This is a genomic window from Paenibacillus sp. 1001270B_150601_E10, assembly GCF_015558675.1.
GTDB lineage: Bacteria > Bacillota > Bacilli > Paenibacillales > Paenibacillaceae > Paenibacillus_B.
In genome coordinates this window covers 961,848-984,844 of the sequence record NZ_JADMOL010000001.1, presented here as the reverse complement: position 1 = coordinate 984,844, position 22,997 = coordinate 961,848, and the positions used below count along the sequence as shown (strand labels likewise).

Here is a 22,997-nt window from a genome sequence, read left to right as displayed (position 1 = left end):
GTATTCAGGTTCTCCTTTTTCTCAAATGTTCGCTTAAGCTTACAAGCTTCCCCATCGCTTCGAGTAACGCCATTGGATGAGATTCATGAAGAGCAGCAGGACAAAGGAGAGAATGAGCATGATCAGAGCAATAGCCGTTGCCCCCGGATAATCGAATTGCTCAAGCTTTGTCATCATGAGAAGCGGTGCGATCTCCGTCTTAAACGGCATATTTCCTGAAATGAAGATGACAGAGCCATACTCTCCAATGCCTCGTGCAAAGGCGAGGGTGAATCCGGTTAGAATCGCCGGGACGAGCTGCGGCAGTATAATTCTTGTAAAGGTTCGAAGACGGTACGCGCCAAGAATGGCTGCTGCTTCTTCCGTCTCCGTGTCCCATTGTTCCAGAACAGGCTGTACGGTTCGAACGATGAAGGGCAGTCCGATGAAGATCAGAGCAATCGTGATGCCAAGCGCAGAGTAGGCGCTAGGGATGCCAAGCGCATAAAAGAATCGCCCGACCCAGCCGTTCTCAGCGTAAATGGCGGTTAAGCTTATGCCTGCAACTGCTGTAGGCAAGGCAAACGGCAGATCTATGATGCCGTTAATGATCTTTTTTCCTGGAAATGAATATCGAACGAGCACCCATGCGGTAAGCACTCCAAGTCCCACATTGAATAGAGCGGCACATAGGGAGGTCAGCAGGCTGATCTTATAGGCGCTTAGGACTCGCTTATCCGTGATAAGCTGCAAGAAGGCGGAACCGCTCAGCTGAGAGGATTCAAGAACGATAGTAGAGAGCGGAATAAGCACGACAAGTGACAAGTAGATAAGCGTAAAGCCCAAGGTGAGTCGAAAGCCTGGCAGAATACGATACGGCTTAGTCTTAGGTTTGGTGGAGACGGCTTGATAGGATGTCATCATAGAGTCCTCATCCATTACTGGCCGGTATAGATTTGATCGAAGACGCCGCCGTCAGCAAAGTGCTTCTTCTGGGCTTCGCTCCAACCGCCGAAGTCCTTATCGATCGTCAACAGCTCGATGTTCGGGAAGGTGGATTCGTATTTCTTAGCCACGTCGACATTGCGCGGACGGTAGTAATGCTTGGCTACAATCTCCTGTGCTTCGTCGGAATAAAGATATTCGAGATAGGCTTTGGCAGCTTCAGCCGTGCCTTTGCCCTCAACATTTTTATCAACAACTGCAACAGGAGGTTCTGCGAGTATGCTTAAGGAAGGAATGACAATATCAAATTTGTCTTTACCAAGTTCATTTACTGCAAGAAAGGCTTCATTTTCCCAAGAGATCAGGACATCCCCCAGCTCACGCTCGACGAAGGTGGTCGTGGAGCCTCTGGCACCAGAGTCAAGAACCGGAACCCGCTTGAACAGCTGCTTGATGAATTCTTTTGCCTTTTCTTCATCCTGATTGTTGTGCTTCAGGGCATATCCCCAAGCGGCTAAGTAATTCCATCGTGCTCCGCCTGAAGTTTTAGGATTGGGTGTGATGACTGAGACATCCTCGCGTGTGAGGTCGTTCCAATCCTTGATGCTTTTTGGATTGCCTTTGCGCACAAGGAAGACGATGGTGGAGGTGTAGGGGGCGCTGTTGTCTTTGAATTCCTGCTGCCAGCCTTCTTGAATGAGCCCCGCCTCCTGAATCGCTTGGATATCGTAGCCAAGTGCCAAAGTCACAACATCCGCCTTCTGGCCATCGATAACGGAACGGGCTTGCTTGCCGCTGCCGCCGTGAGATTGCTTCACTGTAACGGTATCGCCGGTCTTTTCTTTCCAATACGCTTGGAACGCCTGGTTATATTCTGCATACAGCTCGCGGGTAGGGTCGTAGGATACATTTTGAAGCTCAATCGTCTTGCCGGTTATTGAATCAGTCCCAGGCTCCGCTTCATCCTTTGCGCCTTGGGTCGAGCAGCCGTTTACGATCGTAAAGAGCAGGCTCAGCACAATGGCAGCTGCGATTCGATTGCGGTTTTTACTTGCGGCTTTTTTTTGTGCCTGATTTAGTTGTAACATTGGATTTCCCCCCTTTTTCTTTGTAGAGCGAGATGGCCTCATTCATGTCGTAACGATGCTTCTCCGTCCGTTCTAATTGCACGATTCGTCCCTCATGAATGACGATATGAAGAGAACCGAATTTAAGATCGCGAAGCTGATCGGTTATGCGGCAAAGCCATTGGATCTCCTCTTGATCCAAGCTTAATAGCTCCATGCGCGGCTCCTGTGGTGACCGTTGTACGCTCATGATAAGTCCTCCCTTTCTTTTATCTAAAACCATTCCGATGAAAATTATCGGATATATATTTGCTTGTATGTTATCAGTGCGAAATAGCAGTGTCAACAAGAAATGGATTCAATTTCCACTTGTTCTCATTTTAGAAAAAAGGGGTATCTTCATCATCAAATGAGTTCATTCATATGAGGAATAGATAGTTGCCTAATTATTGAAAGGATATGTTTGCTTCAACATGCAGTTAATACTATACTGAAAAAGGAGAAAGGTCAGATTGGACATTAGAGGAGGGCTAACATGATCGTTACGTTAAACAATGGTGTAAAGATGCCTCAATTGGGGCTTGGCGTATGGCGCGTAGAAGAAGGCAGTCAGGTTGTTGATTCCGTGAAGACGGCGCTTGAGGTTGGATACCGTCATATTGATACGGCGGCCATTTACGGCAACGAAGCGGGTGTCGGTGAAGCGATCAAGCAATCCGGAGTACCTCGTGAAGAGATTTTTGTAACAACGAAAGTATGGAACTCGGATCAAGGGTACGAAGAAACGCTTAAAGCATTTGAGACGAGCTTGAGCAAGCTTGGCTTGGACTACGTAGATCTTTACCTCGTTCATTGGCCTGTGCCTGAACGCGATCTATATGTGGATACATACAAAGCGTTGGAGAAGCTCTATGCGGATGGACGCGTTCGTGCAATCGGCGTTTCGAACTTCCCGATTGAATTCTTGGAGAAGCTGTTGAGCGAGACTTCAGTTGTTCCAGTTGTCAACCAAGTGGAATGCCATCCTCGACTTGCACAGCATGAACTTCGCGAGTTCTGCGCGAAGCACAATATCATTTTGGAAGCATGGAGCCCATTGATGCAGGGCGGGGACATTCTTACGAATGAGGACATCCTCTCTATTGCAAGCAAGCACGGCAAGACTGCAGCTCAAGTTATCATTCGCTGGCATTTGCAGATCGGCAACATTGTGATTCCAAAATCCATCACGCCATCTCGCATCAAAGAGAACTTCGATGTATTTGACTTCGAATTGACTCAAGATGACATGGCTCAAATTCATGCGTTGAATCAAGACAAGCGCGTTGGTCCAGACCCAGCGGTTATGAACAGCTATTAATCGAAAGCTTCATAGCAAAGAAGCCCCGATATCGTCATCGCGGGCTTCTTATTTTCATTATGGAAAGAACGAGCCACCCTTGAAAAGGGATATACTTAATTCCGATTTGGGAGATTCATGCTGGCTAGCGCTGCAAATGGACTTTTCGATAAGCGATCGTCTTCCGTCTCTTCTTCATCCTGATAGATAAGTTCAGACTTGTACGTTTCGTAGTCTGAGGTCTCATTTAGATGGAGCTTAATATGATCCGCAAAGTGTAAATAGATGAGGGCGGTATTATAAGCATCGTCAAGCGCGCGGTGATGATCTCCGACAAAGGAGATATCGAGCGCCTCAAGTGCGGCTTTTAGCCCAATTTGTTGATTTTTATTGCGTTTCATAAGCGTGGTTACCTGCTTCTGAAGATTCGTGTAGTTCATGAGCCAATGAAGAGGAATCTTCTTATCCCGGCATTCTTTCACAAACTGCACTTTGTCGTCTTCTCCCCAAGACAGCAGGGCATATTCGTCACTGTCTATCCATGCGATAAAGGAATCCAGCACATCTTGCAGCGCACTGGCCTGATGAACGTCGGCTTGCGTGATGCCGGTAAAATCCTCAGTATCCGAAGATAACCGTGGGGTATAGACGGGCCGAACAAAGGATTGATATTTATCGATAATTTCTGGTTTCCCATTGATCGTGCTGACCTTAACGGCGCCGATCTCGATGATCTCAGAAGGTTCTCCTTTTTTACGATTAACGGTCATTTCTAAGTCGTAGATGATGGCAAGCACCGGTTGTCCCTCGTTTCTATCTGAAGTAGCTTGGTTAATTGTATCATAGGTTGGTTCAGCTTGTTGATGGTATTCCATTACAGTAGACCTTAACGAGAAAAAAGACTAGACAAATCAGAATTGCGGTTATAAACTATAATTTAGTTAGTGGGTAATAAATCCCGAGTTATAGAGACTCAGGCTATTTCTTTGCGGTCGCATGAAAATGATCATTAATTTTCTTGAGTATCCATGAATGGTTTTCACAATATTGCAAAGATTATGGAAAATTAGGATGAAAGACGAAAGCTAATCCGCAAAGCATTACCGGAACATGATATACAGCAGCTTGAAGGAGGAAGAACAAACATGAGAAACAGATGGAAACGCGGCACGCTATCCTTGCTTATCCTTACGATCGTTGCCTTGGTGGCAGCAGGATGTGGAAGTGCCTCGAAGGATGAAGGAGCAGCAGCAGCCAATTCCTTGGAGAAGATCAAGCAGGATGGCAAGATTGTCATCGGAATGATGGGCACTTATGCGCCTTATAACTTCCTTAACGAGAAGAAAGAAATCGATGGCTACGATGCAGATATTGCAAAAGCTATCGCGAAGCATATGGGTGTTGAAGCTGAGATTGTGACAGGTGAATTCTCTGGTCTAATCGAGGGCTTGCAGCGCGGCAAGTTCAATGCATTGATTAGCCAAGTGACCATTACAGACGAGCGCAAGCAGTCGATCGACTTTTCGGAGCCATATATTAAAAATGCAGTAAATGTCGTCGTAAAAGAAGACAATCAGGATATTCACTCTGTAGAAGACTTCAAAGGCAAGAAGATCGGAGTTGGACTTGGAACGAATGATGAAGCCTATCTTCGCAATGAAGTTCTTCCTAAAGTAGGCGACTTTGAGATTGTCACCTACAAAGATGTCATTACATCTCTCATGGACTTGAACACAGGCCGTATCGACGCTACGATCAACAACGTATTTGCGCTTAAGCCTATGATCGAAGAAAAGGGCGTGAAGGTTAAGGCTGTCGGAGATCCGATCAAGGAAGACGTAGCAGGCATTGCGATCAAGAAGGGGCAGCCAGAACTTCTTGATGCGATTAATAAAGCGTTCGAAGCGATGAAGCAAGACGGAAGCTATGCAGAGATTCACAAGAAATGGTTCGGCGTAGAGCCTACCTTGTAAGGGTGGACGGTTGAAGCCAGCTCACTTGCTGCATGCAACAGACAGAATGAGGGAGGAGCTTAACCGCCATGGATATCGTCTTATCGAATATTCCTTTCTTTCTAAAAGGTGCGATCGTAAGCCTGCAGCTTACGATCGTCGCTATGTTTTTCGGGATCATATTGGGACTGGGCGTCGCTGTAGTACGGATGAAGGGGATTCGTCCGCTGCAGTGGTTTGCCCAGTTCTATGTGTCTATTATTAGAGGTACGCCAATTCTCGTACAAATCTTTATCGCGTATTATGGATTCCCGGATGTTGGAATCACGTTAAGCCCGATGACATCAGCCTATATCGTACTTAGTATTAACGTCAGTGCATACCTGTCGGAGACTTTCCGCGGCGCCTTGCTGTCCGTGCCGAAGGGTCAATGGGAAGCGGCCAGCTCCTTGGGGCTCTCACCGTGGCAGACGTTTAGACGCATCATCCTGCCGCAGGCTGCGCGTATTGCAATTCCGCCGATGGGCAATACCTTTATCGGGATGCTGAAGGAGACCTCGCTGGTATCCATTGTAACGGTATCCGATCTCTTGCTCCGCGCACAACAGGTTATTGCACAGTATTACGGGTATACGCTATTAATCTATATCGAAATTGCCATTATGTATTGGATTATGAGCATCTTCTTTACCGCAATCCTAAATCGCGTAGAGGCACGTCTTGCAAAAGCATACTAAGCAGGATCTGGGCAAGGTAGGGGGAGACAACATGATTGAAGTTCATGAGCTGAAAAAGATATTTGGATCGCAGGTTGTCCTTGAGAATATTAATCTTAGCGTCAAGGAAGGCGAGATTGTCGTCTTGGTTGGGCCAAGCGGCTCCGGCAAGAGCACGCTGCTTCGCTGCCTGAATGGGCTTGAGACCCCAGATGGCGGCCGTATCAAGGTTGGAACCATCAACTGGGGTGCGAACTCAAGCAAGAAGGAGCGCAAGCAGGCGCTGACTCAAGTTCGGACGCATACGGGAATGGTATTCCAGCATTTTAACCTCTTTCCGCATATGACGGTGCTCGAAAATGTAATCGAAGCGCCTCGAACCGTCAAAGGGATGTCACGAGATGAAGCAGTTCGACATGCAGAGGGGCTTCTCAAGAAGGTGGGACTGCTCGAAAAGAAAGACGAGCATCCTTCACGGCTATCTGGCGGACAGCAGCAGCGTGTTGCGATTGCAAGAGCGCATGCGATGCAGCCAGACCTGATGCTGTTCGATGAGCCGACCTCAGCCCTTGATCCTGAGCTTGTGGGTGAGGTGCTTAAGGTGATGAAGTCCCTTGCCGAAGAAGGGATGACAATGATTGTCGTGACGCACGAAATGAAGTTCGCGCGTGAAGTCGCGGACCGCGTGATCTTTATGAGCGATGGCGTCATTGCCGAGGAGAGCGATCCGGAGTCGTTCTTTACTTCGCCGCGGACCGAGCGTGCGCAGCGCTTCCTTCGCCAGTTGGCGCAGGAAGACTAATCCACGATAGGATGCAGTCGACTAATAAAAGAAGCTAGGCAACCAGCACATTGGGCTGGACGCCTAGCTTTTTTTGTTCCCTTTATTCGTATAACGTATCTCAGAGCTTAAATCCCATATCGCTTATCAAGGTTCAAAATAAATAATGGAAACACTGTTTAGTTTAGAGCCATCTAGATCGCTGAATATTGAGCATTATAGTGGGAATCATCCATTTCTTAACAGACGTAAACCGTTCAGAATAACGAGTATCGTGCTTCCCTCATGACCGACAACCCCAAGCGGGAGAGGGATGCCGCTAATAAAGTTGGATAAGATCAAGCTGATAATGACGATGCTTGCGAACAGCATATTTTGCTTAATGACGCGTTTCATGCGTTTTCCTAATGTAATGGCACCCTCGATCTTGTTCAGGTCATCGTTCATCAAGACCAGGTCCGCGGTCTCGAGCGCAACATCAGAACCCGCCGCGCCCATTGCAATACCTACGTTCGCGGCTGCAAGGGCAGGTGCATCATTGACGCCGTCTCCGACCATAGCAATACTGCCGTATTCACTTTGCAGCTGCTTCACGATATCAAGTTTCTCTTCAGGCAATAGCTCGGCATAGACGAGGTCAATGCCTGCTTGTTCAGCTATAGCGATAGCCGTTCGCTCCTGATCGCCAGTCAGCATGGCAGTTTGAATACCAAGTGCATGAAGTCTTGCCATGACTGCTTTCGTTTCCGATCGGATCTGATCCTGCAGCGCGATAATTCCTACGACAGATTTATTTTTCGAAATGACAATAACGGTCTTGCCTTCCTGCTCCAGTCGATGCAGATCATGCTGGATCGCCCCTTCCAGTCCATGCTGCATGAACCAGCCCGGCTTGCCAATCGACCAAGCATCCCCCTCGAGATTCGCTTGTACGCCCCAGCCTGTGATGGCTTGGAAGTCTGTTGGCCGCTCTATCAATAATTGACGGGTTTCCGCTAGGGATACGATTGCCCTTGCCAGCGGGTGCTTCGTGAGTGATTCGACCGAAGCGGCACGGGAGAGCAGCTGATCCTCGGACATATCATGATATACCTTAATATCGGTCACCTCCGGACGGCCTTTCGTCAATGTGCCCGTCTTATCAAAGGCAATAACCTTCACATTCGCCAGATTCTCCAGATGCGCGCCACCCTTGAACAGAACCCCGCGTCTTGCGCTGTTTGATATTGCGGACAGCATTGCCGGCATGATCGAGGCAACGAGCGCACAAGGCGATGCGACAACTAAGAATACCATTGCTTTATAGGAAGCCTCTCCCCACGTCCAGCTGAGCAGCAACGGTGGAAGCAGAATGAGCAGAATCGTAACGCCGAGGACAGCACGTGCGTAGATTCGTTCAAAGCTCTCCATAAATCGCTGCGACTTCGGCATTTCGCTTTGTGCTTCTTGCACTAGGGTGATGATCTTTGCAAACAGCGACGATTCACTTGCAGCTGTCACTTTAATGTACAAGGCGCCCTCGCCATTTAAGGTTCCTGCAAATACTTCATCGCCTACGGCCTTGTCAACAGGGATGCTTTCTCCAGTTATAGACGCTTGATCCACAGAGGAACGCCCCTCGATCACTTCGCCGTCAGCTGGAATGCGCTCCCCGTTGCGTACAACAATAACATCTCCAAGCTGAAGCTCGGTAGCATTCACTTGGATTTCCATGCCATTCTCCATGCGAATTGCTGTTTCAGGCTTCAGGTCCATCAAAGCTGAAATATCCTTTGAGCTCCGCTCCATTGTCATCTCCTCTAAGGCTCCGCTAAGGGAGAAGATAAAGATGAGAATGGCGCCCTCGGCCCAATAGCCAATAGACCCAGCACCGATGGCAGCGAGAATCATGAGCAGGTTAACGTCCAGATCGCGCTCTTTGACGAGCGTCTCCAGTCCCTCTTTCGCCTGCTGGAAGCCTCCGATGATAAAGGCGGCAATATAGAGTGCCGTCGCGATGCTGTCGCTTCCGTGGCTTGTGATCCATGCGATCAGGGTGAAGAGTCCTGCTCCTATTGGGGGGAGCAGCTCCCGATATTTGTGCAGCATTTCTTTCAATCGATCGTTTTTTTCAGGCTTCTGCTGAGGAGATTTGGCTGTGGGAGCAGGTGCTGTTCTTGCTGCTGCCATGTTCGTATTGGTTGTTTTCATATGTTACGCATCCTTTCTAATTGAGAATGAATGTTATTGTCTTTACCCCTAAAATAACTCATGCTGCCCCTGCAAGCAGGGACAGCATGATTGAGAATGAATATCATTTTTTGTATGGACACATAATTTTTGGTCAGGGCAAACTTTTAAAGTTGCCTATATTATATCACAGTCTGTTTAGCGTTGGAATACCTTTTTTGGTGAGAATTGGTATCAATTGGGGTGGGCAGCTATAGATTGATTGCGATTGTTATTCGTACACCATATGCAGAGTTCAAGATGGAGGTTCCATGCTGTATGCTGTGGTTGCAATAAGCAGCGGGTACATATCATTAATCCACTCCTTTGATGAATGAGTCGATGGCTCCTTGCAGAAAATAGAGTGAAGGAGGCGAATGGCATGATTTTTAACTCGTATATGATGTTTCTTAATAAATTCATACATAACCCGAAGGAAATAGGGAGTGTCTCTCCCAGCTCTCGATTCCTTGCCAATCGGATGGTTGGCGAGCTTCCTTGGGAAGAGATGACGGCAGTTGCGGAGCTTGGCTCGGGTACTGGGGCCATTACACGTCATATCGCATCCCAAGCAGGACAGAGGACGCGCGTATTTTTATTTGAAAAAGATGAGCATATGCGTAGCCAGCTGCAGCGTGCTTATCCTGGATATCCTTGCTTCTCCAATGCCTGTCATCTTGTAAAGCTGATCCAGCACCAAGGCGTGGAACAGCTTGATGCTATTATCAGCGGCTTGCCGTTCTTTAACTTTGAGCAAGAGCTTCGCGAAGCGATTGTCGAGCAGGTTGCGGATGCCCTGAAGCCTGGCGGCTGGTTTGTGGCATTTCAATATACTCTACAAATGAAGCGTCTGCTTCAGCATCATTTTGAGCTAGAGCGCATCCGTCTTGTTCCGTTGAATCTCCCTCCTGCCTTTGTGTACGTGTGTAGAAAGAATAAGGGGATTCAATAACGGACAGCAATCGGCAAAATAAAAAAAGCACCCACCTGGGAATGAAGATAACAGAAGAATAGCTGTTATCCATTTCTCGGCCATAAGGGTGCTTTGTTCATTTATTTTTCAGACGATGATATAAACTTTCGTGTCACTTTCTTGCCATCGTAAGTGAACAGCACAGGCTTCTCCTCGACTAATGTCTCCAGATGAACGGTCTTGCCCCACAGCGTGTAGACATAGGGGAGGGTACGCTCCAAATACTTCAGGTCAAGCTCGATGCCCTCATAATTGTGCTTGATGTACAGCTCCCCTGTGCGCTGATAATCCCCGTCCTGAACGACCATGTAAGGAAAGCCTCCATTAACCCGAGAATACACAAGCTGATCCCGGATATTCTCCCACGATTTGTCGGTAATCTTCCACTCTGGTCCCTTTTTCTCAAATACATACAGATCCAGATCCCTAGTCAGATCCTTCGTCAGATAGTTGCGAATGAAAGACGTATCCGAGTCCAGTTCTCTAACCTCGAAAATCTTCTCCCGTCCTTTGCCAGGCTGCCGACCGAGTCGTTCCTGCTCAAGCTGCGTGGGGTTATCCCAGCGCTTCTCGATATCCTCGAAGATCTTAAGCCCCAAATAGTAAGGATTCAAGCTGTGGCGGGATGGCTGTACAACAGAGGAGTTCAGCTTTGCAAATTCGATCGTCTCATCGCTTGTCAGCTCTAGCTCGCGAATGATGCGCTGATGCCAATACGATGCCCAGCCTTCATTCATGATCTTCGTTTCCATTTGCGGCCAGAAGTAGAGCATCTCATCGCGGAGCATCGTCATAATGTCTCGCTGCCAGTCCTCCAGCACGGTAGAGAACTCTTGAATGAACCAGACGATATCTTTTTCCGGCTCAGGCGGGAACGTATAGTCGAACTGATCGGTGATCCCTTGTGACTTGCCTTTTCGTCGGTTCTCCTCGAGGGACAGCAAATCATCATAAGGTCCTTCGGGACCTGGCCCCTGATTCCCCTTTAATTCTTGAATCTTCAACTCCATATAGCGCTGCTTATCAAGCTTGCGCGGATGAATGAGCTGTGGATCGACGTGTTCTTGAATAGCAAGCACAGCGTCAATAAAGCTTTCAACGGCTTGGGTGCCATACTCCAGCTCATAGCTGGAGATCCGCTCGGCAGTCGCAGACATGCTCTCTACCATATTGCGATTGGTGTTCATGAAGCGCGCATTGTTTTTGAAAAAGTCGCAGTGGGCGAGAACATGCGCCACGATCAGCTTATTTTGAATCAAGGAGTTGCCGTCTAGCAGAAACGCGTAGCAAGGATCGGAGTTGATGACAAGCTCATAAATCTTGCTTAAGCCAAAGTCATACTGCATCTTCATTTTATTGAAGGTCTTTCCAAAGCTCCAGTGATGGAAGCGGGTTGGCATGCCATAAGCACCGAAGGTGTAAATAATATCGGCCGGGCATATCTCGTAGCGCATCGGATAGAAGTCCAGACCGAAGCCTGTTGCGATCTCCGTGATCTCATCGATGGCTCTTTCCAGCTCTCGTATCTCATCTTGATTCATCCTTCATCACCCCCGAGCGAAAAATCGTGTCTCTACCATATGTATGGATGAGCGGGGTGGGATATGTATTGGTCCTCCTTTATTTAAGCCATTCATCAAAGATAAAAGGGTAACACTCAATAGCAAGCAAGCTGTTAATTTCTAAATATAGCAGTCATCATTTCAACGATCCACTTCCACGTATTTGGATAAATGGAGTAAATGGTTCGTCTGACCTCATTTGCTTGGATTAAGCTAAAATCGTGATTGGGAGATTCGTCAATGATTGCAATCGCTCCTTTGGCGACCCGTCCAATAGCAATATGCGCATAGGCATAATCACCAATCGCTAAATGTGAAGCAATGGCACAAGCCCCAACAGAATACATTCCAATTGAAAGTGCGCCTAAACTGAATATGCCAATAGCGACTGCGCCTACGGAGAATGTACCAATGGAAACAGCTGCTAATGAAAACAAGAGTCCAATCGAGATAGAACCAATACCTATGAGCCCGATGCTGATCAAACCCAATGAAATAAGGCCGTTTGCCACTAGGCCGACAGAAAGAATTCCAGTGGCAATATTGCCTACAGCAATGATGCCTTTTGCCTTTTTAAATCCTCTTCCGATATGAACGTGGATAAGTGGAAGTCCAAACCATGTGATTTGGCTTTTATATTCATAATAATGTCCTCTACTCATCCAATAAGGTTCACTAATCGTGTTGTGAGAATCTTTTTGAACGTCCTGATCTTTTACAAGGCTGTCAAGGGTTACCCCATACAATTCACTTAGCGCGATCAGTTTATCCATCTCAGGGTATGACTGACCGCTTTCCCATTTCGATATAGCCTGTCTTGACACCTTCAATAGATCCGCCAAACTTTCTTGTGTCATTCCTCTTTCTTTTCTCAGCTGCACCAGTTTTTCATTAAATCCCATTTCCACATCATCCCAATCCTTTTATTTGAATTTAACTTTATCGTCATTTAACCAAAAAAGCATCCATTACACTACCAACTTGCGATTGCATCTTGTCAACTAGAGGTTGCAAACGCTATTTTGCAGCCATTATTTGCTTTGTTAGGTGCTATGAACATCACAAAGGATCGAGAATGAAGATCAATGATAAAGCAGAAACATGAGTTGCCTTCATGGAATTTAATCGACGGCATTCAACAAATTTTTATAGAGAAAATTGAAGAATGTTGACACTTTTTGTTGGGTATATCGTATGATAGCAATTGGAAGAATTGACCTATTGATTTTAAAATAACAGGGGGCATTAGGGTGAAAAACGGTAAAGACAGACCAAAGGTTATCGTGCTTGGGGGTGGGGTTGCAGGATTAAGCGCTGCTCATGAGCTCATGGAGCGAGGATTTGAAGTCAGCGTCTATGAAGCGAAGTCCATACTTGGCGGCAAGGCGCGCAGCATGACGGTGGAGGGAAGCGGTACGAAGGGACGCAAGGATCTGCCGAGCGAGCATGGCTTCCGCTTCTTCCCGAAGTTCTATAAGCACGTCACCGATACAATGAAGAGGATTCCGTATAACTATAACAAGCGGGGAGTATTTGATAATTTAATTGAGGGTACGAATCTGGGACTTGCTTTTTTTGATAGGCCGATGCTGCCGTTTGTTACGGAATTCCCGACCACGATCCATGATTGGAAGATGCTGCTTACGTCTTTGTTTGACAACGATCTTGGCTTAAGCAAGCAGGATGTAGAGCATTATGTGGAGCGTCTGTGGCAGATGATGACGAGCAGCGATATTCGAAGGCTTCTTGATTATCAGCGCATCTCCTGGTGGGACTACATCGAGGCAGATAAGCAGTCCGAGCAGTTTCGCCAAGTCTTCGCAGGGCTGTCACGCATCCTTGTGGCAGCGAAGGCGAAAGAAGCGAATGCTTGTACGATTGGAACGGTAGGAGCCACTCTCATGCTGGATATGGTGACGCCTGGAGGAAGTGCGGATCGCTTGCTGGATGGACCAACGAATGATGTCTGGATTGAGCCGTGGCATCGTCATCTGACTGCGAATGGGGTGGAGATCTACAACGAAGCAAGGGTCACTTCGATACATATGAAGGATGGCGAGGTGGCCGGGGTGACTGTGGAGCGTTCTGGACAGACGGAGCTCATTAGAGGCGATTGCTATATATTCGCTCTCCCGGTAGAAGTCATGGCAAAGCTCGTGAATCAGGATATGATTCATGCCGACCCGCTCCTTGGCCAGTTGATTCCTTTAAGTGAATCTGTTGAATGGATGAATGGTGTGCAGTTCTATCTGTCAGAGGATGTTCCGCTTATTCACGGGCACATTATTTGTATGGACAGTCCGTGGGCCCTGACCCTCATTTCACAGCAGCAGTTCTGGAATAACTATCCGTTAAGTGAATATGGGGATGGATCGGTACGCGGGGTAATATCCGTGGATGTGTCGGATTGGGAGGCGCCAGGCATTCTATACAATAAGCCAGCGATGAATTGCACGAGGGAAGAAATACGTGAAGAGGTATGGGAACAGCTGAAGCGAAGCTTCAACCAAGCAGGCAAAGAGGTGCTGCGTGATGAGATGGTGGTGGAATGGTATCTGGATGAGGATATTCATTTTCCAAACCCTCATGAATCTGTAAATATGGAGCCGCTGCTCGTAAACCGCGTACATACGTGGGACATGAGACCAAATGCTTATACGCGGATTCCAAACTTGTATCTGGCTTCTGATTATGTCAGAACGAATACGGACCTTGCCACTATGGAGGGAGCAAATGAAGCAGCTCGCCGTGCTGTCAATGCGATCCTTGAACATTATAAGATTGATGAGCCACCTTGCAAGATCTGGGATATGTATGATTTTGATCTACTCAAGGCATGGAGGGCGAATGATGAGAATCGCTACGAGCGTGGCTTGCCGTGGAATGGTAAAATCGTGGGATGAACCTTACCGTGCCTTTAACTTTGATGAAGGGAATGGATAAAGAGAGAATGAGCCTAAGGATGTGCATTTTTATGCATGTTCTTAGGCTTTTTTTGTAAGAATAAAAGGCAGTTATTTTCACTTTTCTTGCCCATTTATCAAACAAAGAAGGAAAGAAGTGTAAAAGATATTATAGCTAAATCCGTACGTTATTTAATTTTATTGTGTAAAATGTTTGCATTTGATCAAAAAACATTGACGAAATGTACCTAAAATCGTTAATATGTAAATCGGAAAGTGATTATTGCTTATTTAAAAGTTTTCATTTGATTCTATAAAAAATAGAGAAAAGAGGATCCAGACTTATGAATTTTAAAACCCAATACGAAGAGATCCTTCACATCGCACGTACCATTTTTGACAACCCAGAACTCGGGTACAAGGAGCAAAAGACGAAAGAAACCGTAGCTTCCTTTCTTCGGAAAGTGAACCCTGAGATTGAGATTGAGGAGTTCAGCACGACAGGAATGAAGACCGTTCTAGGCAAAGGGAAGCCGCTCAATGTGGCATTTATTGCTGAGCTGGATGCGGTATATGCGCCGACCCATTGGCACGCTGATAAAGAAACGGGTGCCGCGCACAACTGTGGTCACTATACACAAGTCGCGATCGCACTTGCCTTGTACAAGGTTCTTTACGAGACGAAGCGCTATGAAGCGTTTGACTATACGCTTACCTTTGTGTTTGTTCCAGCTGAAGAGTATTTGGATTTGAAATACCGCGATGAGCTGCTTCAGCAGAATGTGATCTCGTATTACGGCGGTAAGCCAGAAGCGATGAAGCTTGGCGTATTCGACGGGGTCGATGTTGGGATTTGTGTCCATGCCATCGGCAATGAGTTCGAGCGCCGTACGATTGAAGTGAACTGCAACCTTGCAGGCTTCCTATATAAGAAGTACACCTTTAAAGGAAAAGCGACGCATGCGGGCTTTGATCCGTTCTCTGCGCACAACGCATACAGCATGTCAACGTTGTTCAATACAGCTGTTGGACTTAGCCGTCAGCAGCTGAAGGACAGTGAAATGGTTCGAATTAATCCAATTGTAATGGGAACGGATATGTCCACCAATGTTATCCCTAACTGGATTACGGTTGGCACGGATCTTCGTACGCAATCCGTAGAGTATATGCAGGAGGTTGCATCGCGCCTTGATGATGCGGCTCGAGGCAGCGCGCTTGCACTCCAAGGCGAAGTCGATATCGATACGCAAATGGGCTATCTGCCATTTGTTCAGGATCGTTACTTGTCTGAGTTCGCCATCCAAGCATTCCACGAGAATGAGGAGATTGAAGATATTTGGAATAACAATGCAATCAGTGCTGCAGGAGATATCGGCGATTTGTCCTACATGATTCCATGCATTCAGATCGGTCACAGCGGGTTTACGGGTACGATTCATGGCGATGATTTCAGAGATATCGACCCAGAGTACTTGTTCGAGATCTTCCCGCGCTATCTGCTTCAGGTTCTAGAGCAGATGAACGGAAAGCTGGATAGAAGCAAACTGTACAAGCGTTCATATGAAGAGTACGCACAGCTCATTCAATCAATCGCAAACAACTAGTCATCACACCATGATGAAAAAGAGGGGACAGAGATCACAGTCATGAAGGACAAGGGGAAAGTTCTGAATTTTGTACTATTTTTGGTCTTCGCACTGCTTGTCATTGCAGCTGCAGAAGGAATCGGCTATCAATCGGTCACCATCGGCTCGTTCAAGATTGGATTATTGCCACTCGTATTCGCGATCATCATTACGATGATACTCGGCATGAAGATATTCCGCAAAGGGGTCTTGAAGCGCGTATATAACGAATTCAACGTGTCGTTTGCAGGGAAATATCTGATCTTTATCATGCTGCCGCTTATGGCTCGCTATGGTGCTGACGTTGCGCCAAAGATCAAAGAAATTTTGTCCATCGGCTGGGTATTTATTTTTCAAGAGTTCGGTAACCTGGGCACGGTTCTGCTTGGTCTGCCAGTTGCGATTCTCATTGGACTTCGTCGCGAAGCCATTGGGGCAACGCTTGGTATTGGTCGTGAGGGGGAGCTTGCTTATATATCCGAAAAATACACGCTTAATTCGGATGAAGGACGCGGTGTATTGTCGCTTTACATTATTGGTACATTGTTCGGAACCATTATCTTCAGTATCATTGCGCCACTGCTTCTAGGTCTTGGCTTCAGTGTTGAGGCGCTCGCGATGTCTTCGGGTGTAGGCTCTGCCAGTATGATGACGGCGGCTTCTTCCGCTCTTATCGCTCAAATTCCGGAGAAGGCAGATACCATCCGCGGGTATGCCGCTGCGAGTCAACTGCTGACAAGCTTCCTTGGCACGTATACGATGGTATTCCTTGCCGTGCCGCTGCAAAAATTCATGTACAACAAGATGGTGAAGCGGGGTAAACAATAATGGAAACGAACATGAATAAATATCTCAAATATGCGCTTGTTCTGCTGCTCAGCATTGGTCTGATTTTGTTCACACAGCAGGTTAAGATTTGGTTTAACGGCGATGAGGCCACACCGATTACGGCGATGACCATTTATGGCTTGATTACGCTCTGGACGTTTGCCTTTGCAGGGGTTCTGATATCGGATCTGATGAAAAAGGTGCCGATTCGTGTGCTTCAGGACTTTCCGGTTCTAGGCTGGGTATCGATTATTTCATTGGTCTTCTGCTTGCTATTTGATTTCCCAATCCAAGCGATTTCAGCTGTTGACTTCTTGTCCATTACTACGCCAGTGCTTACATTTGCCGGGATTTCCGTTGCGGACCGTCTTGTTGATTTGAGACGTACGTCCTGGCGCGTAGGTATCGTTGCAATCTTTGTGTTCTTAGGAACTTATCTTGGCAGTGCGATTATATCCGAGATTGGTCTCACCATCATGGGTAAATAATATAACAGGGAAAAGCCCTCTTCTCGCTTCCGATATGGATGACGATAGAGGGCTTTTTTGATTGGAGCGGCTCAGTGCTCAACTCCTATTGAATACTTCTAAAGGCCATTACAAATGCGTATCGAACCATCCCGCGATTTGCTCCAAGCGCTGTATGCGAAGTCCTGGATGTCCGCCTCGGGACAGCTCGTGGTTGGAGTTCGGGAAACGGACAAATCTCGTTTCTTTTCCAAGCCGCTTAAGCGCGATGAACAGCTGCTCTGCCTGCTCGATTGGGCAGCGAAGATCCTGCTCTCCATGAAGAATAAGGAGCGGCGTTTCCACTTGCTCGACATAAGCAATCGGAGAATGCTTCCACAACAGCTCAAGGTGATTCCAAGGGTTGCCCCCAATCTGATCCTCGGTAAAATGGAAGCCGATATCGCTGACGCCGTAGAAGGAGATCCAGTTCGAGATCGAACGCTGCGTAACGGCAGCTTTAAAGCGATTCGTGTGTCCAACGATCCAGTTTGTCATAAAGCCGCCGTAGCTGCCGCCTGTAACGCCAAGTCTTGTGTCATCGATAAAGTCATAGGCTTTAATCGCATAATCCATGAGCTCCATCACGTCCAGATAATCCCGTCCGCCGTAATCGCCGCGTACGGTGTTGACGAATAGCTGGCCGTAGCCATGACCGCCGCGAGGATTGCAGTATACGACCGCATAACCGCGGGAAGCAAGCAGTTGGAACTCATGCATGAAGGTGTTGGCATACATCATGTGAGGGCCGCCGTGAACTTCAAGCACCGTAGGCACCTTCTGACCTTCGTTTAAGCCAATAGGCTTCATGATCCAGCCTTGAATCTCTTCGCCATCACTTGCTGTAAAAGTAAAGGTCTCTGGCGTGCTGAGCTCGACCTCGTCCCACAGCTCGTCATTGCAGCGTGTGAGCGGAGTCATCTCACGGCTGCTGAGACGGTAGCGATACAGCTCGCCGGGATGAAGCGGATCGGCGGATGCCAAGATGAAAGTATCGGAATCCAGAAGGGCAAATTGATAGACCTCGCGGGCACCTTCTGTGAGCATCTCCATCCCGCTGCCATCCACTGCAAAGGAAGCGAGCTGAACGCTGCCGTCTTTGGAGATCAAGCTGTATAATACAGCGCCGTCCTTGCTGTATACAGGACCTGTCGTCTTAAGGTGCGATCTCATATCGCTCACCGCATAGTGTCCAAGGGGGCGATCCACCATTGGGCTAAGGCAGGTCACTTGTCCGCCCTCTACAGGGATCGTATATAGTCTTGCTTGAGTCGCGTTATGATAGGAACGATCGCTTCCGTGGAAGGCGATCTTCTTGCCATCAGGAGAGAAGGTGAATGCATAAACTCCCATGCTCGAATCGGTCAGCTTGTGAACATGCTTCCCTTGGCGATCCATAACAAAGAGATCATTGGTACTCTTTAGATCAAGATCATGCTGAGTTTCTTGTTCTTCAGCGATCTTAGAAAGGAAGGCGATATGCTGGCCATCTGGAGACCAGGCATAATCTCCGATATCGTAATCTCCCGAGGTTAGGCTTTCCACTTGCTTCGTCTCAAGGTTATAGAGGAACAAATGACTGCGCTTGCCGTTCCATAGACCTCCAGCATCGGTTTTGTATCGAATGCGATCGATAACAATCGCTTTTTGTTTGGACTTCTTGTCTTCTTGGCCATCCTTCGCAGCCGCTTCTGAATCGTTCTCAGGATCCTCATTCGGGTTGACTTGCGCGCGAAGGAGCATTTCCTTGCCGTCTGGGGACCATTCAAATTGGCTTACACCCTGTAAGAGGCTTGTAACGGGAATCGCTTCGCCGCCAAGAGCCGGCATAAGCCATACTTGCGGCTTGTCCTTGATCTTGCGGATAAAGGCCAGCTTCGTGCCATCTGGTGACCATGCCGGAGATTGGTCTTGTTCGCCTGCGGTGAACGAGATATCCTCCATCGTATCCGGTTGCAAGAGGCGTATATGAGTGCTGTAGCCATCCTGTTTCTCGTTGACTTGTTTAGAGATGTAAGCCAGATGACCGTGATATGTACTGATCGTAGGGTCGCTTACCCACGTGATCCTAAATAGATCCTCTGAGGTGATGCCGCGTTTGTCCGTCATGCTTCGTTCACTCCTTCATTCATGTTGGATAAAAAGATAAATGCTGCTAATATCCATGTTAATCCAATATTGAAAAGGGGGCAAGCAGGGGAGGATGTGCCGTTATCGAAGTTCATTCCCTCTGCTGCTGGTCATAATGAAAAGCACAAGACACTGTTTCGCCATTCTTCTGGCGCAAACATGTTCCTTGTGCAAATGAGTTTACTGTGTGTTGTTTTTTATTTTTCATAACAAAGAGAAGAGTACTTCGTTATTTCACTCCTGCCGTCTGCTTCTTAAAGAAGTGCTTCAGGGCGCGGTAGACTTCCGCTTTCTCCTTGATGACATAGTACATAAAGTCAGGCATCTTAATGTTGCGATACGCAGACATTAAGGTGCTGCTGCGATTGTACTGATTCACTTCGCCATAGCCAAACATATTGGCTCGCTTCAGCAGCTCGCCGATCAGCTTGACGCAGCGCTCATTGTCGCTGGTTAGATTATCCCCGTCCGAGAAGTGGAACGGGTAAATATTATAGCTTGATGGCGGGTAACGGCGGTCAATGATCTCAAGCGCCTTCATATAGGCCGAGGAGCAGATCGTACCGCCGCTCTCGCCGCGAGTGAAGAAATCCTCCTCCGATACCTCCTTGGCCTCGGTATGATGGGCAATAAATACGATTTCCACCTTTTCATACTGGCGCCGTAGAAAGCGTGTCATCCAGAAGAAGAAGCTGCGGGCGCAGTACTTTTCAAAGGAACCCATGGATCCGGATGTGTCCATCATGGCGATAATGACCGCATTCGAATGCGGTTTGACGATCTCTTCCCATGTTTTGAATCGAAGATCGTCCGGGGAAATGCCATGTATGCCGGGCTTGCCTGTCAGCGCGTTCCGTCGTAAATTCTCCAGGATTGTTCGTTTCTTATCGATGTTCGACATGATGCCCTTCTTGCGTATATCATTGAAGCGAATGTCGGTTACCTCAAGCTGGTCCTTATCCTTTTGCTTAAGATTCGGAAGCTCCAACTCGTCAAATAGCATACTTTCAAGTTCAGCGATACTGATTTCCGCTTCTACGACATCCGCGCCGGGCTGATCTCCAGCCTTTTGGCCTTTGCCTGGACCTTGAGCCTGGCTATCGGTTCCAAGCACATCGCCAACCTGACTGTCACCATCTCCTTGACCCACATGCTTTTTCTTATTGAAATTATACATAAATCGGAATTCATCCAAGCTTCGAATGGGTACTTTAATGATCTGCTTGCCGTCAGACATAATAATATTTTCCTCGGTCACAAGATCAGGAAGATTCTGCTTGATGGCATCGCGGACCTTCTGCTGATGGCGTGCTTGATCCTGATAGCCCTTCCGATGCAATGACCAATCTTCACGTGAGACGATAAAGGAATTGCGGTTCATTCTTAACACCTCCAGCATCCAAGAAGCGATCGCTTGTTTTCACTCTCTGCTTATGACAGAGTCCGAAGCGCATGCAGGCAATAAGTCATAGACAACGACTCAGGACGTTCGTAAGACAACAGGCGTTCATATTTCAATATATTCAGCCGCTATGCGGTTATGTACTTGGACTGAGTGGGGCACCCAATCAGGACGAGTAAATCTTTAATAATGATGGGAGATTGCAAATAAAAAAAGCCACCCGAAGGCGGCTGTTATTGTCTAATTTTATTAGAGAAGAGTAAAGAATAGGTTGCTTCATATGGCAGGAGCATTAATGAGGCTTGGCAGAATCATTCGTGAGTTTAAGATACTTTGCCGTTGAGCTTTAATGAAGCTCGACAATCATTAAGCCTTGCTCGCTAAATTCTCAATGCCATAACGGACGATCTGTATGCGAATCTCTAGATCTTTTCTAGCCCGCTCAATCGGACAAACACCAGAGAAAACGGACATGATGGATGAAATGAGCATGTTCTTTAAAAGCTCTAGAAAGTTTCGCGCTTGCTCCTTGCAGGCGATATTGAGCACGGAGTCATGACCGATTTTATTGATCAAGCAGGTCTGCTTCTTCAGCTCTTCAGGATCCATAAAGTTTAGGAGATGACTTGCAATTTCCATGTTCATTTTTTTCACAGTGCCGATAAACAGCTCTTTGTCCTCCTCGAATCCTTCACCGGAGGTTAACTGATCGAAGATAAGCAATAGAAAGAGATAGGGGTCGAAGTTCTCATGCTGCAGCTGCTTGAACAACGGCTTCATGATCTTCGCCTGATATGCATTCATAATATAGAGGAATAGATCCTCCTTATTCTCAAAATACATGTAGAAGCTGCCGCGTGAAATTTGCGCCTCTTTAATGATGCGATTAATGGAGGCTTCATGAAACGTATACTGGCTGAATTCCTTCCGTGAAACATGCATGATCGTCTGCTGCTTCTCAGGTGGCAAGTTAAAGAAGGTTTGACTTGGCATGGAGGAACCTCCTCTTCATCATAGGATTGTCCATAGAGACAAACATTATCATAACATAAAAGGGAAGAGGAGCTGTCTATAAGACAACTTCCCATCCCCTATAGTGCTATTCTCTGCGCAAGGATTCAACTGGATCAAGCTTGGCAGCCATTCCAGCAGGAATGATGCCTGCAGCCATACTGATAAGAATACTGATCAGGATGCCTGCGATCATATAGGTTGGTTCAATTACAACGAGATCAAAGCTGAACAGATTAGTCGTGATCGGATTGATGACAGCCATTGCAACCAAGGCGATAGCCACACCTATGGTCCCGCTAAGTAGACCGATGAGGAAGGACTCGGATACAAATATCCGGCGAATGTCCTTGGAGCGGGCACCGATGGCTTTCAATACCCCGATCTCTTTCGTTCTTTCCACAACGCTGATGTAGAGTACGACTAGAATCATAATTGCGGATACGACAAGTGAGATCGCTGCGATAGCGGCAAGCACATATGACAGCATATCGAGCATGGTGAGGAACATATCTGCCATCATCTCTTGAGCAGAGCCGCGGTATCCGAGCTCGGATACTTTGCTGCGGATGCTGTCCGTGTTATCCACATGATCACTGATTAGATACAATGTTGAAGGTTGGACTTCAACGTTATGTTCCTTCCCGATGGCCTCAATATCGTCATAATTGGCATACATGATCTGCATGTTCGAGGTTCCTTCGAAGTTGCTGCCTGTTGTATAAATGCCGCTTATCGTAAATGGAGCCTGATACGTATGATCATTGAGCTTCAGCGTAACTGTAACTTCTTTACCGATGATATCGCCGCCGAGATCCTTCTCAACGGCTTCGCTGACAAGAATCTCATTTTTCTTCGGATAGATGCCCTTTAGAATATTGGATTCTGTTACATTCTCCGAGAGGGTGGACACCATAAGAACTTGGCTCGTTTCCTCCTCGTATTGAATCATATTCGTGCCTAGAGCCATCATGTTCAGGCCTTTTTGAACTTCTGTTACATGTTCAATCTTGTTTAGCTTATCGATATCCTTTTGTTCAAATGGAGTATAGGAACCGAACATTGCACTC

At 47.2% G+C, this 22,997-nt stretch carries 20 protein-coding genes; 9 read left to right on the top strand and 11 right to left on the bottom strand.

Annotated features, from left to right (window positions below; genetic code table 11):
* Positions 1–39 precede the first annotated feature (39 nt).
* The 3 genes from cysT to I2H74_RS04475 are packed head-to-tail and all read right to left on the bottom strand — an operon-like array spanning position 40 to position 2,241.
* On the bottom strand, positions 40–900 hold the full coding sequence (cysT, locus tag I2H74_RS04485) for a sulfate ABC transporter permease subunit CysT (protein WP_195572143.1): 861 nt from the start codon (positions 898–900) through the stop codon (positions 40–42).
* A gap of 17 nt (positions 901–917) precedes the next feature.
* The gene (locus tag I2H74_RS04480) at positions 918–2,012 is read right to left on the bottom strand and encodes a sulfate ABC transporter substrate-binding protein (RefSeq protein ID WP_195571958.1); all 1,095 of its coding nucleotides are present in this window, start codon (positions 2,010–2,012) and stop codon (positions 918–920) included.
* A complete protein-coding gene (locus I2H74_RS04475; RefSeq protein WP_229106327.1) occupies positions 1,972–2,241 on the bottom strand; it encodes a YezD family protein in 270 nt (89 codons plus the stop codon). The genes I2H74_RS04480 and I2H74_RS04475 overlap by 41 nt, the downstream gene beginning before the upstream one ends.
* A gap of 285 nt (positions 2,242–2,526) precedes the next feature.
* Here I2H74_RS04475 and I2H74_RS04470 point away from each other — a divergent pair, with 285 nt between their 5' ends.
* Positions 2,527–3,351 carry an aldo/keto reductase gene (locus I2H74_RS04470; protein ID WP_195571957.1) on the top strand — a complete coding sequence of 275 codons (825 nt, stop codon included), beginning with the start codon at positions 2,527–2,529 and terminating at the stop codon, positions 3,349–3,351.
* A 95-nt stretch (positions 3,352–3,446) separates the two neighbouring features.
* On the opposite strand, the gene I2H74_RS04465 is transcribed toward I2H74_RS04470, so the two are convergent.
* Positions 3,447–4,205 carry a 3'-5' exonuclease gene (locus I2H74_RS04465; RefSeq protein ID WP_229106326.1) on the bottom strand — a complete coding sequence of 253 codons (759 nt, stop codon included), beginning with the start codon at positions 4,203–4,205 and terminating at the stop codon, positions 3,447–3,449.
* A 270-nt stretch (positions 4,206–4,475) separates the two neighbouring features.
* Here I2H74_RS04465 and I2H74_RS04460 point away from each other — a divergent pair, with 270 nt between their 5' ends.
* The 3 genes from I2H74_RS04460 to I2H74_RS04450 all read left to right on the top strand — a co-directional run bounded on the left by I2H74_RS04460 (position 4,476) and on the right by I2H74_RS04450 (position 6,800).
* On the top strand, positions 4,476–5,303 hold the full coding sequence (locus I2H74_RS04460; RefSeq protein WP_195571956.1) for a transporter substrate-binding domain-containing protein: 828 nt from the start codon (positions 4,476–4,478) through the stop codon (positions 5,301–5,303).
* 68 nt (positions 5,304–5,371) lie between these two features.
* Positions 5,372–6,019, top strand: coding sequence for an amino acid ABC transporter permease (locus I2H74_RS04455; protein WP_195571955.1), 648 nt, complete (start codon positions 5,372–5,374; stop codon positions 6,017–6,019).
* 31 nt (positions 6,020–6,050) lie between these two features.
* Positions 6,051–6,800: an amino acid ABC transporter ATP-binding protein gene (locus I2H74_RS04450; RefSeq protein WP_195571954.1), complete on the top strand. Its 750-nt coding sequence runs from the start codon at positions 6,051–6,053 to the stop codon at positions 6,798–6,800.
* Between the two features lie 207 nt (positions 6,801–7,007).
* Here I2H74_RS04450 and I2H74_RS04445 read toward each other — a convergent pair whose 3' ends face one another.
* Positions 7,008–8,969, bottom strand: a complete 1,962-nt coding sequence (locus I2H74_RS04445) for a heavy metal translocating P-type ATPase (protein WP_229106325.1) — start codon at positions 8,967–8,969, stop codon at positions 7,008–7,010.
* Between the two features lie 400 nt (positions 8,970–9,369).
* Here I2H74_RS04445 and I2H74_RS04440 point away from each other — a divergent pair, with 400 nt between their 5' ends.
* Positions 9,370–9,939 (top strand): class I SAM-dependent methyltransferase, encoded by a 570-nt coding sequence (locus I2H74_RS04440; protein ID WP_195572139.1) that lies wholly within the window; start codon positions 9,370–9,372, stop codon positions 9,937–9,939.
* Between the two features lie 101 nt (positions 9,940–10,040).
* Here I2H74_RS04440 and I2H74_RS04435 read toward each other — a convergent pair whose 3' ends face one another.
* Positions 10,041–11,501: a SpoVR family protein gene (locus tag I2H74_RS04435; RefSeq protein WP_195571953.1), complete on the bottom strand. Its 1,461-nt coding sequence runs from the start codon at positions 11,499–11,501 to the stop codon at positions 10,041–10,043.
* Between the two features lie 134 nt (positions 11,502–11,635).
* A complete protein-coding gene (locus I2H74_RS04430; protein WP_195571952.1) occupies positions 11,636–12,424 on the bottom strand; it encodes a helix-turn-helix domain-containing protein in 789 nt (262 codons plus the stop codon).
* Positions 12,425–12,772: 348 nt separating this feature from the next.
* On the opposite strand from I2H74_RS04430, the gene I2H74_RS04425 reads away from it, so the two are divergent.
* From I2H74_RS04425 to I2H74_RS04410, 4 genes are all read left to right on the top strand, one after another.
* Entirely contained in the window at positions 12,773–14,425 is a 1,653-nt protein-coding gene (locus tag I2H74_RS04425) for a hydroxysqualene dehydroxylase (protein WP_195571951.1), read from the top strand.
* A 344-nt stretch (positions 14,426–14,769) separates the two neighbouring features.
* Positions 14,770–16,029, top strand: a complete 1,260-nt coding sequence (locus tag I2H74_RS04420; RefSeq protein ID WP_195571950.1) for a M20/M25/M40 family metallo-hydrolase — start codon at positions 14,770–14,772, stop codon at positions 16,027–16,029.
* Between the two features lie 42 nt (positions 16,030–16,071).
* The gene (locus tag I2H74_RS04415) at positions 16,072–16,878 is read left to right on the top strand and encodes a DUF3100 domain-containing protein (protein ID WP_195571949.1); all 807 of its coding nucleotides are present in this window, start codon (positions 16,072–16,074) and stop codon (positions 16,876–16,878) included.
* A complete protein-coding gene (locus I2H74_RS04410) occupies positions 16,878–17,366 on the top strand; it encodes a hypothetical protein (protein ID WP_195571948.1) in 489 nt (162 codons plus the stop codon). The genes I2H74_RS04415 and I2H74_RS04410 overlap by 1 nt, the downstream gene beginning before the upstream one ends.
* Before the next feature lie 108 nt (positions 17,367–17,474).
* Here the strand turns inward: I2H74_RS04410 and I2H74_RS04405 are convergent, their stop codons facing one another.
* From I2H74_RS04405 to I2H74_RS24460, 4 genes are all read right to left on the bottom strand, one after another.
* Complete coding sequence (locus I2H74_RS04405; RefSeq protein ID WP_195571947.1) at positions 17,475–19,493, bottom strand: alpha/beta hydrolase family protein; 2,019 nt, start codon at positions 19,491–19,493, stop codon at positions 17,475–17,477.
* Between the two features lie 250 nt (positions 19,494–19,743).
* Entirely contained in the window at positions 19,744–20,895 is a 1,152-nt protein-coding gene (gene yhbH, locus I2H74_RS04400; RefSeq protein ID WP_195571946.1) for a sporulation protein YhbH, read from the bottom strand.
* Positions 20,896–21,282: 387 nt separating this feature from the next.
* On the bottom strand, positions 21,283–21,909 hold the full coding sequence (locus I2H74_RS04395) for a TetR/AcrR family transcriptional regulator (protein ID WP_195571945.1): 627 nt from the start codon (positions 21,907–21,909) through the stop codon (positions 21,283–21,285).
* A gap of 106 nt (positions 21,910–22,015) precedes the next feature.
* Positions 22,016–22,990 carry an ABC transporter permease gene (locus tag I2H74_RS24460; RefSeq protein WP_229106324.1) on the bottom strand — a complete coding sequence of 325 codons (975 nt, stop codon included), beginning with the start codon at positions 22,988–22,990 and terminating at the stop codon, positions 22,016–22,018.
* Between the last annotated feature and the right edge of the window lie 7 nt (positions 22,991–22,997).

What these genes read in the sequence shown, in the direction of transcription:
- cysT (WP_195572143.1), bottom strand. Translation starts at nt 900, where the DNA reads ATGACATCCTATCAAGCCGTCTCCACCAAACCTAAGACTAAGCCGTAT.
- I2H74_RS04480 (WP_195571958.1), bottom strand. Translation starts at nt 2,012, where the DNA reads ATGTTACAACTAAATCAGGCACAAAAAAAAGCCGCAAGTAAAAACCGC.
- I2H74_RS04475 (WP_229106327.1), bottom strand. Translation starts at nt 2,241, where the DNA reads ATGAGCGTACAACGGTCACCACAGGAGCCGCGCATGGAGCTATTAAGC.
- I2H74_RS04470 (WP_195571957.1), top strand. Translation starts at nt 2,527, where the DNA reads ATGATCGTTACGTTAAACAATGGTGTAAAGATGCCTCAATTGGGGCTT.
- I2H74_RS04465 (WP_229106326.1), bottom strand. Translation starts at nt 4,205, where the DNA reads ATGGAATACCATCAACAAGCTGAACCAACCTATGATACAATTAACCAA.
- I2H74_RS04460 (WP_195571956.1), top strand. Translation starts at nt 4,476, where the DNA reads ATGAGAAACAGATGGAAACGCGGCACGCTATCCTTGCTTATCCTTACG.
- I2H74_RS04455 (WP_195571955.1), top strand. Translation starts at nt 5,372, where the DNA reads ATGGATATCGTCTTATCGAATATTCCTTTCTTTCTAAAAGGTGCGATC.
- I2H74_RS04450 (WP_195571954.1), top strand. Translation starts at nt 6,051, where the DNA reads ATGATTGAAGTTCATGAGCTGAAAAAGATATTTGGATCGCAGGTTGTC.
- I2H74_RS04445 (WP_229106325.1), bottom strand. Translation starts at nt 8,969, where the DNA reads ATGAAAACAACCAATACGAACATGGCAGCAGCAAGAACAGCACCTGCT.
- I2H74_RS04440 (WP_195572139.1), top strand. Translation starts at nt 9,370, where the DNA reads ATGATTTTTAACTCGTATATGATGTTTCTTAATAAATTCATACATAAC.
- I2H74_RS04435 (WP_195571953.1), bottom strand. Translation starts at nt 11,501, where the DNA reads ATGAATCAAGATGAGATACGAGAGCTGGAAAGAGCCATCGATGAGATC.
- I2H74_RS04430 (WP_195571952.1), bottom strand. Translation starts at nt 12,424, where the DNA reads ATGGGATTTAATGAAAAACTGGTGCAGCTGAGAAAAGAAAGAGGAATG.
- I2H74_RS04420 (WP_195571950.1), top strand. Translation starts at nt 14,770, where the DNA reads ATGAATTTTAAAACCCAATACGAAGAGATCCTTCACATCGCACGTACC.
- I2H74_RS04415 (WP_195571949.1), top strand. Translation starts at nt 16,072, where the DNA reads ATGAAGGACAAGGGGAAAGTTCTGAATTTTGTACTATTTTTGGTCTTC.
- I2H74_RS04410 (WP_195571948.1), top strand. Translation starts at nt 16,878, where the DNA reads ATGGAAACGAACATGAATAAATATCTCAAATATGCGCTTGTTCTGCTG.
- I2H74_RS04405 (WP_195571947.1), bottom strand. Translation starts at nt 19,493, where the DNA reads ATGACGGACAAACGCGGCATCACCTCAGAGGATCTATTTAGGATCACG.
- yhbH (WP_195571946.1), bottom strand. Translation starts at nt 20,895, where the DNA reads ATGAACCGCAATTCCTTTATCGTCTCACGTGAAGATTGGTCATTGCAT.
- I2H74_RS04395 (WP_195571945.1), bottom strand. Translation starts at nt 21,909, where the DNA reads ATGCCAAGTCAAACCTTCTTTAACTTGCCACCTGAGAAGCAGCAGACG.
- I2H74_RS24460 (WP_229106324.1), bottom strand. Translation starts at nt 22,990, where the DNA reads ATGTTCGGTTCCTATACTCCATTTGAACAAAAGGATATCGATAAGCTA.